The 12,380-nt window shown below is 51.8% G+C and carries 11 protein-coding genes; 2 read left to right on the top strand and 9 right to left on the bottom strand.

Annotated elements, in window-relative coordinates:
* The first annotated feature begins 164 nt into the window (after positions 1–164).
* On the top strand, positions 165–1,394 hold the full coding sequence (locus tag ACMHXE_RS15940; protein ID WP_101052662.1) for a dicarboxylate/amino acid:cation symporter: 1,230 nt from the start codon (positions 165–167) through the stop codon (positions 1,392–1,394).
* A 75-nt stretch (positions 1,395–1,469) separates the two neighbouring features.
* Here the strand turns inward: ACMHXE_RS15940 and putA are convergent, their stop codons facing one another.
* From putA to ACMHXE_RS15960, 4 genes are all read right to left on the bottom strand, one after another.
* Positions 1,470–4,661: a bifunctional proline dehydrogenase/L-glutamate gamma-semialdehyde dehydrogenase PutA gene (putA, locus tag ACMHXE_RS15945; RefSeq protein WP_189577738.1), complete on the bottom strand. Its 3,192-nt coding sequence runs from the start codon at positions 4,659–4,661 to the stop codon at positions 1,470–1,472.
* A 254-nt stretch (positions 4,662–4,915) separates the two neighbouring features.
* On the bottom strand, positions 4,916–5,494 hold the full coding sequence (locus tag ACMHXE_RS15950; protein ID WP_101052658.1) for a TIGR04211 family SH3 domain-containing protein: 579 nt from the start codon (positions 5,492–5,494) through the stop codon (positions 4,916–4,918).
* 127 nt (positions 5,495–5,621) lie between these two features.
* The gene (locus tag ACMHXE_RS15955) at positions 5,622–6,890 is read right to left on the bottom strand and encodes an inorganic phosphate transporter (protein WP_101052656.1); all 1,269 of its coding nucleotides are present in this window, start codon (positions 6,888–6,890) and stop codon (positions 5,622–5,624) included.
* Positions 6,891–6,917: 27 nt separating this feature from the next.
* On the bottom strand, positions 6,918–7,598 hold the full coding sequence (locus ACMHXE_RS15960; RefSeq protein WP_039034527.1) for a TIGR00153 family protein: 681 nt from the start codon (positions 7,596–7,598) through the stop codon (positions 6,918–6,920).
* A gap of 232 nt (positions 7,599–7,830) precedes the next feature.
* Between ACMHXE_RS15960 and ACMHXE_RS15965 the strand changes: the two genes are divergently transcribed.
* Positions 7,831–9,315: an inorganic triphosphatase gene (locus ACMHXE_RS15965; protein ID WP_167398127.1), complete on the top strand. Its 1,485-nt coding sequence runs from the start codon at positions 7,831–7,833 to the stop codon at positions 9,313–9,315.
* A gap of 77 nt (positions 9,316–9,392) precedes the next feature.
* On the opposite strand, the gene ACMHXE_RS15970 is transcribed toward ACMHXE_RS15965, so the two are convergent.
* The 5 genes from ACMHXE_RS15970 to ACMHXE_RS15990 form a co-directional block, all read right to left on the bottom strand.
* On the bottom strand, positions 9,393–10,193 hold the full coding sequence (locus ACMHXE_RS15970; protein WP_101052654.1) for an ion transporter: 801 nt from the start codon (positions 10,191–10,193) through the stop codon (positions 9,393–9,395).
* Positions 10,194–10,264: 71 nt separating this feature from the next.
* Entirely contained in the window at positions 10,265–10,591 is a 327-nt protein-coding gene (locus ACMHXE_RS15975) for a hypothetical protein (RefSeq protein ID WP_100144902.1), read from the bottom strand.
* 6 nt (positions 10,592–10,597) lie between these two features.
* Positions 10,598–11,248, bottom strand: a complete 651-nt coding sequence (locus ACMHXE_RS15980) for a hypothetical protein (protein ID WP_039034530.1) — start codon at positions 11,246–11,248, stop codon at positions 10,598–10,600.
* Positions 11,249–11,254: 6 nt separating this feature from the next.
* Complete coding sequence (locus ACMHXE_RS15985; RefSeq protein ID WP_025010358.1) at positions 11,255–11,944, bottom strand: PspA/IM30 family protein; 690 nt, start codon at positions 11,942–11,944, stop codon at positions 11,255–11,257.
* An 11-nt stretch (positions 11,945–11,955) separates the two neighbouring features.
* On the bottom strand, positions 11,956–12,369 hold the full coding sequence (locus ACMHXE_RS15990; protein WP_025010359.1) for a YjfI family protein: 414 nt from the start codon (positions 12,367–12,369) through the stop codon (positions 11,956–11,958).
* Positions 12,370–12,380: the final 11 nt, after the last annotated feature.

The raw sequence follows: 12,380 nt of genomic DNA on the forward strand, positions 1-12,380 counted from the left end.
CAAAGAGAATTGAATATTTTAAATTCTCTTTGCATCTTTTGCCATTTTTGACTAATTGTTGAGCCTGAGTCGAGAAAACTCACGGAAGCGATTGGCTTGAATGTGGTACCTTTGCCCGCTTTGATTTTGACAAGATGACGCCCTTGTGCGGCGGAGACATAACAATGAATAACAAACACTGGATTGGCAATATCGGCGTGCAAGTCGTGATTGCCATGTTTTTGGGGGCGGCTGTCGGCTGGTGGTTTGGTGAGGATGCCAGCATGTTTGCCCCATTGGGGACTATTTTTATCCATTTGATCAAGATGTTGGTCATACCGCTGGTATTGGTGGCTATCATCTCAGGTGCAGCCAGTCTGGGGGATACCCCTTCGGCTGGGAAAATCGGTCTAGGAACATTCGGCTTCTTTATTGTGACTTCGGGGATCGCAGTCACCTTGGCATTGGTGCTGGGAAACCTGTTTCAACCTGGTAAGGGGGTTGATTTTACTGCTCACAGTATGACTGACCTAATGGAAGTCACCAAAGAACAGGGTGATCTACCAGGTGTAATGGATACTTTCATTGGCATGATACCAACCAATGTGTTTGAGTCGCTGACCGGGGGGAATATTTTACAGATCCTGGTGTTCAGTATCTTCTTTGGCATAGCACTGACCAAGGTCAAGGGCGATGGGGCCAAGCCGATCCTTGGGGCGCTCAATGCTATCACAGAGGCTATGGTCTGGATGATCAACTGTGTCATGTTGGTGGCACCCATAGGGGTATTCGGTCTGATGGCCGACTCAGTCGGCACCTTTGGTTTTGACGCTCTTGAGGTGGTATTTAAACTGTTCATCGTCTTCGTTGGGGCGATTTTGATTTACGGTTTCATCTTCTTCCCCTTGATGGTGCAGCTGTTTTCCAAGGTGTCGGCGGCGCGCTTTATCAGTGCAATGAAAAAGCCTCAGGTGATGGCCTTGTCTACGGCTTCCTCCATGGCAACCTTGCCGGTGAATATGGAAACTTGTGAGCAGGAGTTGAAGGTCTCAAAAGCCACAGCTTCTTTCGTATTGCCGTTGGGCGCCACCATCAATATGAGCGGCAACGCCATTTACTATGGTTTGGTCGCTATGTTCTTTGCTCAAATGTATAACATTGATCTGAGCCTTGCCGCCTATGCGGCTATTATATTCACTTCCACTTTGGGCGCTATTGGCCAGGCCGGGGTGCCGGGACCTTCTTTCCTGGTGGTGGCCGTATTACTGGCGGCCAAGATCCCTATTGATGGACTGCCACTGCTGTTTGCCCTCGACCGGGTATTTGACATGATACGTACATCGCTGAATATTACCGGCGATGCCGCCTGCGCTCTGGTGATGGACAACTTTTGTCCCGAGGAAGCCAAGAGCTGATAGCGTGAGTTTGTTTGCCGTGAGCAGGTAATAAAAAGCCAGGAAACTATTCCTGGCTTTTTTCATGGGTGGAGATTATTCCGCATCACCCAGTGACAGTAGAGTGGCATTGCCACCTATGGCTGTGATGTTGTTGGTGCGGGTCTTTTCCGTCATAAAGCGGGTCAGGTAGTGTGGCCCGCCAGCCTTGGGGCCTGTGCCGGAAAGCCCCTGACCACCGAAGGGCTGCACACCCACCACGGCGCCAATCTGGTTACGGTTGATATAGACGTTACCTACATTGACTCGGTCGGCAACGCTCAGGGCGTGGCCTTCATTGCGGCTGTGGATCCCCAGAGTCAGGCCAAAGCCTGTGCTGTTGATATCGGCAATCACCTTGTCCAGCTCTGAGGCTTTGAAACGGATAATGTGCAGTATCGGGCCGAAATGTTCTTTCTCCAGCACCTTGATGGAATCGATTTCCACCGCGGTTGGCGCAACGAAATGGCCATCCTTGCAGTCAGCGGGCAGCTCCACCTGTTTGATAAGCTTGCCTACCTGTTTTATGTGCTCGATATGGGCGTTGAGATTGGCCTTGGCTGTGGCATCGATCACCGGGCCGACATCTGTCTTCACTGAACCTGGATAGCCAATGCTGAGTTCATCCATGGCACCCTTGAGGATCTCCAGCACCCGTTCGGCGATATCTTCCTGCAGATAGAGTACCCGCAGCGCCGAGCAGCGCTGGCCAGCGCTGGTAAAGGAAGAGGCAACCACATCGTTGACCACTTGCTCCGGTTGGGAAGTGGAGTCCACCACCATGGCATTTTGACCACCTGTTTCGGCGATAAGTGGAATGATGGCGCCTTCGCGGGCAGCCAGAGCGCGGTTGATCACCTTGGCCGTGCCGGTAGAACCTGTGAAGCAGACGCCGCCGATACGTTCGTCGCTGGTCAGTGCGGCGCCGACACTGGCGCCTGTGCCCGGCAGGAATTGCAGCGCTTCTTTGGGGATCCCGGCTTCATGGGCCAGCTGTACGGCGCGGTAACCCACAAGGCAGGTTTGCTCGGCTGGTTTGGCGATAACTGTGTTGCCGGCAGCAAGGGCAGCAGTCACCTGACCGAGGAAAATCGCCAACGGGAAGTTCCAGGGGCTGATACAGACAAAGACACCGCGGCCTTGAACAAACAGCTCGTTCAATTCACCGGTCGGCCCAGGGAGCAGCTCGGGCTTGCTCATCATCTTCTTGGCCTGCACCGCATAGTAGCGGCAGAAGTCGATGGCTTCACGGACTTCATCTATGCCGTCCTGCAGGCTCTTGCCGGCTTCGCGGGTACAGAGCACTATCAGCTCTTCGCGATTTTCTTCCAGCAGGTCGGCCAGTTTTTGCAGCGCGTTGGCGCGCTGTGCCACCGGTGTGCGACACCAGGCGGGGAAAGCTGCGACGGCTGAACTGATGGCCTGCTCAACGGCTTGGTCGTCGGCAAAAATAACCTGACCGACGGTTTGTGTTGTGTCATAGGGGCTGACAACCGCCTTTGACTCGCCGCTCAGGGTTTCACCATTGATCAGCGGGCCGCCATGCCATTGATGAGTCTTGAACTGATCCAGTGCTGCGAAGAAGGGTTCGGCTTCAGAGAGAATGTTCATATTGAGTCCCTTGGAGTTTTTGCGTTCACTGCCAAAGATGTCGGCAGGCTTCACTATCTTGTTATTGGCCAGGGTTTTATATTGTTTGACTGTCACCAGAGGGTGGGTGATCAGTGAATCGATAGGCGTGTTGGGATCCACCAACTTATGCACAAATGAAGTGTTGGCACCGTTTTCCAGCAGACGGCGCACCAGATAGGGCAGCAGATCTTTATGGGCACCTATCGGCGCATAAATTCGGACGGTGCGAGCTCGGCTTTCCGCCAAAATAGTGTCGTATAGTTCCTGTCCCATGCCGTGCAGACGCTGGAATTCAAACTCACGATCGCCGGCCATATCGCTGATGGCAGCGACTGTCTGGGCGTTATGGCTGGCAAATTGTGGATAGATGGCACCGCGGGTCTTGTCCGACAGCAGGAAGCGGGCACAGGCCAGATAGGACAGATCCGTTCCCACCTTGCGGGTGTAGAGGGGGTAACCGGCTTCACCTGCCTGCTGAGCCCACTTGAGTTCGCTGTCCCAATAAGCGCCTTTCACCAGTCGCAGCGGGATTTCATCACCTTGCTCTTTGGCAAGCTTGGTTAGCCACAGGAGTACAGGCAGGGCCCGTTTGGAGTATGCCTGCACCACTATGCCCAAAAGGCCCCAACCCTTGGCGGCTTCAGAGTTGTATAGCTTGCGGAACAGCTTGAGCGACAACTCAAGACGGTCTACCTCTTCGGCATCGATAGAGATACCGACATTCAGGCTGCGAGCCTGCTCAATCAGCTTGATCACTGTGGCATACAACTCGGACATGACTCTGTCTTCATTGGCCACTTCATAGCGGGGATGCAGCGCCGACAGCTTGATGGAAATCGTCGGTCTGGGCGCCTGGGATTCATCGTACTGCTGGGCCCCCAATTCGCTGATGGCGTGGGAGTAATCCTGGAAGTATTTCTGGGCGTCTCTCTGGGTCAGTGCGGCTTCACCCAGCATGTCGTAAGAGTGGGTATAGCCCTGTTTGCGCTTGTCTTCACTGTTTTTTAGTGCTTCTTTAACTGTGCGGCCGAGTACGAACTGTTTGCCCATGATCTTCATGGCGGCATACATGGCTTGACGGATCACCGGCTCACCCAGGCGATTAACCAAGCGCTTCAATAAGTTGCTTGGACTGCCATCCAGGTTGCGATCCAGTTTGACGATTTTGCCCGTCAGCATCAGGCCCCATGTCGAGGCGTTGACCAATACTGAATCACTCTTTGACAGATGCTCGTCCCATTTGGCTCCTGAGAGCTTGTCTTCAATCAGGGCATCGGCCGTTTCCGGATCCGGGATCCGCAGCAGGGCTTCGGCCAGGCACATGAGTATGATGCCTTCCTGAGTCTCAAGGCTGTATTGCTGTAAAAAAGCGTCTATACCTACCATCAGACCTTTTTTGTCATATTGACGAACCTTGCTGACCAAGTCGTGGGCGCGACGGGTCACACGCTCAATGGTTTCGTCACTCGACGGGACTAGCTTGATCAGATCGGACAAATATTGCTCTTCGTCGACAATATAGTTGTCACTGATGGCTTTAAAGAGTTCGTCGAGATTGGCGCTATCATAGTGGCCTGCCAGAACTTCACTCGCTTTGAACATAGTTATCGCTTCCATCTAAGCCGGTTGGGGGCAGTTAAGGACTGCTCGAATTACCTGGAATATGTCTGACGCAAAAGACGCTTTATTAATTTTGTATACAATATTGGCGCTTGCGCGCGCCGATTATACAATCAAAATGTGATCTGTGACACCAATCTTGGCGGGAATGTGAAAATTGTTTAATTGGCTTTACGCACCCCAGCTGTAAAGTCACATAAACAAAAGGCCAGTGGTTTTAAACACTGGCCTTTGAGAAGGGAAAAATGCTATTACATCCAACGATCTTTCTTGCGTCGCTGTGGTCTTGGCATGTAAACCAGAATGACCCCGAGGATTAAACCCAGGGCGGCGATAAGTCCGCCTTCCTGCCACATACGAAAACGTTCGTTATCTTTCATTGACTTGAGCTTGGCAATGGCTTCATCGCGTTCTGTGCTAGCCTCTGCCAGTTCTGCCTGGGCCTTGCTCAACTGAGACTTGAGGCTACCCAGCTCGCCCTTGAAATCGCCATTTTCGTTCTGAAGCCCAGCGAGCTGGCCTTTGGCTTCGGTCAATTGGCTTTCCAGCTCAGAGACGCGAAAACGCAGCGATTTGTCTTTGGATATCATGCTGGTCAGAACCCAGCCTTCGCGATCCTTATGGTCGATAATCTTGGTGTAATCGCCTTGGCGCTCAGGTAAAACGCTTACCTGTTGACCGGCTTCAATACTACCCAGGATCCGGTATTGAGTGCCGGGTCCACCATGAATGTAGATGTAGACATCGTCCGAAATATAGCGCGTCTGGCCTTGGGCCAATAGGGTGGGAGACAGGAGCATCATCCCTATGAGAGTCAGGAGTCTTAACACTTAGTCATTCTCTGTCGCAAAATACTGCCCACATGCTAGGGATTTGAAGGCTTCAATGCAAGAGGGAAGTCATTCGACTTCCCTCTTATAATCATGATATTTACCGTGATTTCTAATGCTACTTCTGTTAACCGAACACACCCTTGATAGTGAAGAAGAACAGAATAGACAGGCCGGCACCGGCTGGTAGGGTCACGACCCATGAAACTACAATGTTGCGAACCACACCTATATTGATGGCGGCAATACCCCTGGCCATGCCCACACCCAATACCGCACCTACCAGAGTTTGAGTGGTAGAGATAGGTAAGCCTGTACCCGAGGCGATAACCACGGTTGAGGCCGCGGCCAGTTCGGCGGCAAAGCCACGACTTGGGGTCAAGTGAGTAATATTCTTACCTATGGTGGTCATTACGCGCTTGCCGAAGATGGCCAGTCCCATAACGATACCGACGGCACCCAGAGGCAGGATCCACCAAACCAGCGGTGCCTTGGCTTCAATGGCACCGCCACTGTTTACCACAGAAACTACTGCAGCCAATGGGCCAATAGCGTTGGCCACGTCGTTGGAGCCGTGGGCAAAAGCCATACAACAGGCGGTAACAACCATCAGAATGGCAAAGACTCGTTCAACGTTGCCGAAGTTGGTCTGGCGATCATTTTTGCTGCTCATCTTCAGACGGCTGATGGCGATTTTACCCGCAATACCCACCAGAATGGCGATCGCCAGTGCCAACAGATAGGCTTCTACAGTGCTGAACTTGAGACCAACGTGTTTCAATCCTTTGGTGATGGTAACCAAGGACATCACAAAGCCGGCAAATGCCATATAGAAAGGCACATAACGTTTAGCGTTTTCCAAAGGGTTTTCAGTATTGAAAATCAGTTTTTGTACGCTCTGGAAAATCATAAAGGCGATAAAGCCTGAGATGGCCGGGGTGACGACCCAAGAGCCAACGATACCAACGACTTTGCCCCAGGCAACGGCTTCAGTGCCAACACCCACAGCGGCAAAGCCTATGATGGCTCCCACGATAGAGTGAGTGGTGGAAACCGGCCAGCCCAGAGCTGATGCGGCTACCAGCCAGATACCCGCAGCCAACAGAGAGGCTATCATGCCGTAGACCAGTAGCTCGGGACTATCTATGAAGAAAGCGGAATCTATGATCCCTTTCCGTATGGTACTAGTGACTTCACCACCGGCCAGATAGGCGCCGGCGAATTCAAAGATCATTGCGATAATAATCGCTTGCTTAATGGTAATAGCGTTTGAACCAACAGACGTACCCATAGCATTTGCTACGTCGTTGGCCCCAATGCCCCAGGCCATAAGAAACCCGAAAACAGCCGCGATACCTATGAGCCATGGGCCATAGGTGACTAATACATCAACCATGTTGTTACCTTGATAACCTTTTGTTTGTTAGACGCGAGCCAGCATCAGCTCAAGGCGGGAACCGACACGTTCGGCAAGATCTGCCAGGTCACCAACCCACTCAATTATCTTATAGAGGAACATGACATCGATAGGATTAAGTTCAGCTTCCATGGCGAACAGCTGTCGACGCACCTGAATTTGCAGATCATCAGTGTCTTCTTCGATAGCATCGAGTTCACTGATCATTTTGGCTACCAAATCCACTTCACGGCCTCTAAAGCCTGCTTCCAGCAGATCATCGAGCTCGTTGATCGCTTCTTTGGCCAGGGCGACTGCATCCAGGCAGCGCTGCAAATAAGCGATGAATGGGGTTTGGATGGTTTGAGGAACAAGCAGTTGGCGGCCGATGATTCGACCGGAAATATCTTTAGCTTTATTAGCGATTTTGTCCTGTTGGGTCAGGAGCTCCAGTAAGTCAGTCCTTTCTACTGGCATAAACAAGCCACCTGGCAGTGTCAGGCGGATTTCGCGTTTAAGAAAGTCAGCTTCTTTTTCCTCTTGGCTGATCTTCTTGCGAATAGTGACCGCACTGTCCCAATCTTCAGCTATGGTCGCTTCGAAGAAGGGCACGAGTAGCGAAGCACAATCGTATACTTTGTCTATATGCTCTTGCAGAGGTTTTATCGGCGATTTTGCAAACACGCCTAAAATAGAGTTTACTGGCATAGCCGTTTACCTATTTAGGTTATTCCACTATTGGAAATGCGGGCGAATGTTAACCCAAGCGTCCGCTTATTGAAACTGTGTTTTTACAGAAAACACGTCAGTTTTTATTCTATCGGGTTATATATCACCCGACAGGATAATCCTAGGTCATTTTTGTGACAACAATATGACATTGTGACCTTTGCATGACGAGATGATGAATTTTTGATGACAAAATGAGCAGTAGTGCACCATGGATGCCGACAATCAACAAAATGAGATAGAACTTAAGCTCTTTTTCCCCGCCGCAGAAGTCAGTCACCTGACTACATTTCTGAACTCCTTACCTGCCGCCACACCCCAGGGATGCCGACAGTTGAGTAATGGCTATTATGATACGCCCGAGCTGGCACTGCGTCAGCTGGATATGGGGCTTAGAGTCCGCGGATGTGACGGCAAGCGGGAACAGACCATAAAAACAGCCGGCCGGGTCAGCGGTGGGATCCACAGTCGACCGGAATACAATGTCGATATTGATGTTAACAGCCCTATTTTATCGCTGTTTCCTGCTGAAATCTGGCCTGAGAATACCGACATCGACGCACTGCAAGCCCGGCTCGGTTGCCTGTTTCATACCGATTTTCAGCGTTGCTGCTGGTTGGTTGTTCAGGGGGAGAGTCTGATAGAGCTGGCACTGGATACCGGCACTATCACTGCCGGGGGACGGAGCGAATCGCTTTGTGAGTTGGAGTTTGAACTCAAGCGGGGCCGGGCGGCCGATCTCTTACCGCTGGCACAGCTGGTGGCAGCCAATGTGCCTCTGCGCCTGGGGAAGGCCAGTAAGGCGCAGCGAGGCTATCGCCTGGCGCAGCAGGCCAGTCCACTGGCGTTGGAGGCGCTGCAATATATCAGCTTGCCTTGTGATAGTGATATCAAGGCAACACTCTTGGTGGTGCTGGAAACGGCGTTGGAGCGTTGGCAATTGCTGGAGGGTATGATTGCCGAGAGTTTTGATGATCCGTCAGGGCAAGCGCTCTTGTGGCAGCGTCTGCGCTCTTGTGTGCGCCTGCTGCGCTTGACTTTGGGGCAGTTTACTCTGGGCAACAGCCAGACAGATGCGGGATTTGCCTGGCTGGAGCAGCAACTCGGCTTTGTAACAGAAGCCAATTATCTCACGCGTTTGGCCCAGGATAAGTTGCTGCTTGGTAAGTTGGCCGATGCAGATGATGTGCGTGAACGGGCATTGCAACAGCTGCAAAAGATGGATTTCCGCAGCCGCTTGCAAGCGCTATGGCAGGATTGCCGCTATGGTCAGCTGCAGTTGCAACTGGTGAACATGTTGCTCGAGCTCGCCAGTGGTGAGATGCAGATAGTCGTGGCCGGAGGTTTGCGGGGAACCTGTGACGGTCTGCAGGAGGCTTCCTGGCAAAAGCTGCTCGCGGCCATGCCGGGGGATGAACTCAGCCGTGATGATTATTTGAATCTGGCTACCGCTTTAGATGAAGGTATTTTGGTGGGGCTGGCCTATGGCAGTCTCTACTCATCCAAGGCTCGTGATAGTTTCCGCGCGCCCTGGCAGGATTTGAGTCAAGGGATCATTAGTCTTGGCGCTTATGTCATGGCCGAGCAGTTGGCGCCTGAGTTTGCCGAAGCCCTGGCCGACAAACAGCAGAGTTTGACTTTTGCTATGGAACAATCCCGTAAGATGGCGCTGCAGCAACATCCTTACTGGCGCTGATGCCTGGTAAGAGTTCCGGACGAATCGCTCGCGAGTAAGCATTAAGAAGGACGCCTCGGCGTCCTTCTTAGTTGATTCTATTCGTCCCGCTGTTGCTGCGCCAACTTCTGTTTCAAGTCGGCGATTTCCGTCAGCATCTGTTGTTGGTTAGCTTCCATACGTTCGAGTACCAGATCCAACTCGCTCTTAATGACCTTGCTTTGGTTTTCCAGGCTCTCTTGCTCATCGGGGGCGACAAACAGCGATGCCATATAACCGGAAATAACCCCGAAGAAACTGACCCCGCAGACGATGACTACGCCACCTATCACATGGCCTACTGTCGTCACAGGGTAAAAGTCACCGTAACCTACGGTTGAAATAGTCACAATCGCCCACCAGATAGCGTTTTCGGCGGTTTGAATATTGGCGCCTTCGACGCCGCTTTCCACCAGCAACATCATGACCGAGGCGATAGTGATGATAGTCACCATGGACACCAGTAGACTGGCGATGGTGGCCTGACGCCTTTGTTTTAGTAGTGGCCCTATCAGGGAACTGCTCATGCGAATGAGCCGCAATACCCGGAGGATCTGGAATAAACGGGCGAAGCGCAGCGCTTCAATCGCCGGAATACTGGCGACAAAGTCGACCCAATGGTATTTGATGTAGGCGAGTCGATTTTCTGCCCGGAAAAGCCCTATCAGAAAATAACTCATAAAGATAAAACAGATACCCGTATCGATGTAAAACAGTAGCTTGTGGGTTTCGGGATCGACAGGGACAAAGGTCATGATCAGGATCACAACCACAGAAATCAGCGACAATAACATCATCGCCAATTCGAAAGGGGATACTTGAACAGGCGGCTTCAGGAACCAGCGAGATTTATCCGGCATTGGTTCTTCCATTGAAAAACTAGATATCCTTTCAGGGTAAAAGACTTACCGTTTCCTGTAAACGCGCGTGTTTATTGTTCGTCTACGAATTGTACCAGGTCTTCCAATACCCGTTTTTTAATTTCTAGCTGTGCATCCGGCGTCAAGCCGTATTTTTCGGCGAGCTGGACATAGTCGGCAGGACTGAGCGAAACGGTTAACCGTGGCCGCTTGGGACGCTTGGCCACGGATAAACCCAATATCATGCGGATCTGATCTGAAGGGCTGACACCTGTATCCAGGGCCGCCTTGCGGATAGAGTATTGAAACCTTTCATCCAGATCGAATGCTACCTGAGTCGCCTTGGCAGCCTTTTGGTTTTGTAACCATTTTTCCGGATAAGGGTGGTTCTTGCTCATGCCGCATTATTCTCCTGGCCAGTAGTCACGAATATCGCTGAGGGGGCGGTAAAGGGTCAGCGCAACGTCGGTTTCGCCTCCTTCATAGACTTCGATATCCACAGCGCGAGACTCATCGTCATCCAGCAACTGATAGCTTTCGAAGGCATCACCTGTTGCACCGTCAGCATCCTGAGGAGGCCTGAGTCCACGGTAATCTTCCCGGTGGAAATAGCCAAACTCAGCAAAACTGACCTGATGGTAGTGTTTCCCGAGCCATTGCTCAAGCATCTCAGTCTCGGCAGTGAGTGCCTTGGTACTCAGCTCAGCTTTCCCCGGCTCATCGAAGATGGCGGAGAAATCATCCAGATCGAATAAGGCATCCACCTGAGCGCGGCTTATCTTCAGCGAGAAAGCCAGCCAGGTTTCGTCGTCTTCATCCAGCCCCAGATAGATGGCTTCGCCGCTGTGCCCCTTGAGTACCCATTCAGTCGACTGACTGCGCTGATACTCATAGGTATTGACGGCTTCGACCCTAAGCTGCTGCCCGCGCAGATGCGCGGGCAGGGCAAAGCTGTCATCAAGGGAGATCATATCGCCCTTTTGCAGCTCTGATGGGTGCTTAAGCTGACGCACTGGAGTTTCTTTTTTGCCAAACAGGCTGCCAAAGAATCCCATAGGTTATCAGCCTTTCTTGGCTTTCAAACGCTCGAGCACATCGCTGGCGTTGCTCTTCTGCTCACCGATACCGGCTTCAGCCAGCTTGGCTTTCAGCGATTGGTCGCTGTTCTCGGCTTCCAGGTTTTCGGCAGCCTTCAAGCGGTCGTCAAACTGTTGCTGACGTGCCTTGATACGCTCCAGTGAGTCTTTGGCGTTGAGCAGCTTGGAGTTGCTTGACGCGAAAGAGTCGGTAATGGAAGCCGTGGCCTTTTGCACGCTTTCAGTGGTCTTGACCATGCTCAACTGGCGCTGATAGTCGGCCAGCTGGCGTTCGGTCTTCTTCACTAGATCTTTCAGGCGGGCAGCATGGGCACTGAAGCTGTCGTTGGCAGTTTGTTGCTCGGCCAGTTCCATTTCCAGCTGGGCAATTTTCTCGGCCACTTCCAGTGCCAGGGTTTCATTGCCTTTTTCCAGTGCCTGAGTGGCATAGCCTTCATGCTCGGCGACAGCACGTTTAATGCGATCGATTTCACGGCTGGCTTGCATCTCTTTGGCCATCACATCTGTCAGTTCACGCTTGGCCTTGGTGAGGTGTTTCTCGGCGTCACGGATCTCCTGTTCGAAGATGCGGGTTGAATTGGCATCCACTATGCTTTGGCCGACTTCGTTGGCCCCACCGCGGAATGCTGTAAGAATTTTGTTCAGTATGCCCATGATTTGGCTCCTTATTTCAAAAAGTCGACCAGTTCGTCAATGACTTCGAGACAGTTGTCAGACAGGACAGAGAGTTCCTGCTCTATTTCCAGCATGCTCGATTGCAGGGAGAGTGCACCGTAAACCACATACTTATCGTCAATCTTGGCGAATGAAGACAGTGGCATAGGGATGTTGAGTTCCAACATGGTTTCAAACATCTCGGCACGGCGTTCCTGCTTGAGTTCATCCTCTCCCCAGAGATAACTGATGCAGAGGATTTGGTTTTCCGTTACCGAAACAAATACGGGGATCTCTTCACGGCCAACCACATTGACCTGCAACACTTCTACATCCCCTTCAATGGGGTAACAGTCAAACTGGAACCCAGTAGAGCTGTTGTCGCCAAGTCCATTTAAATGATTGGCAATAGTGTGAATATTCATATTTGTCCTCT

Origin of the sequence: Shewanella sp. BJSY2023SW007 (assembly GCF_047314525.1) — a bacterium.
Taxonomy (GTDB): domain Bacteria; phylum Pseudomonadota; class Gammaproteobacteria; order Enterobacterales; family Shewanellaceae; genus Shewanella; species Shewanella chilikensis.

Bases quoted from the DNA above. Each gene is read 5' to 3' on its own strand.
- ACMHXE_RS15975 (WP_100144902.1), bottom strand. From the start codon at position 10,591: ATGAGCAAGAACCACCCTTATCCGGAAAAATGGTTACAAAACCAAAAG.
- ACMHXE_RS15980 (WP_039034530.1), bottom strand. From the start codon at position 11,248: ATGGGATTCTTTGGCAGCCTGTTTGGCAAAAAAGAAACTCCAGTGCGT.
- ACMHXE_RS15990 (WP_025010359.1), bottom strand. From the start codon at position 12,369: ATGAATATTCACACTATTGCCAATCATTTAAATGGACTTGGCGACAAC.
- ACMHXE_RS15965 (WP_167398127.1), top strand. From the start codon at position 7,831: ATGGATGCCGACAATCAACAAAATGAGATAGAACTTAAGCTCTTTTTC.
- putA (WP_189577738.1), bottom strand. From the start codon at position 4,661: ATGGAAGCGATAACTATGTTCAAAGCGAGTGAAGTTCTGGCAGGCCAC.
- ACMHXE_RS15970 (WP_101052654.1), bottom strand. From the start codon at position 10,193: ATGCCGGATAAATCTCGCTGGTTCCTGAAGCCGCCTGTTCAAGTATCC.
- ACMHXE_RS15960 (WP_039034527.1), bottom strand. From the start codon at position 7,598: ATGCCAGTAAACTCTATTTTAGGCGTGTTTGCAAAATCGCCGATAAAA.
- ACMHXE_RS15940 (WP_101052662.1), top strand. From the start codon at position 165: ATGAATAACAAACACTGGATTGGCAATATCGGCGTGCAAGTCGTGATT.
- ACMHXE_RS15985 (WP_025010358.1), bottom strand. From the start codon at position 11,944: ATGGGCATACTGAACAAAATTCTTACAGCATTCCGCGGTGGGGCCAAC.
- ACMHXE_RS15955 (WP_101052656.1), bottom strand. From the start codon at position 6,890: ATGGTTGATGTATTAGTCACCTATGGCCCATGGCTCATAGGTATCGCG.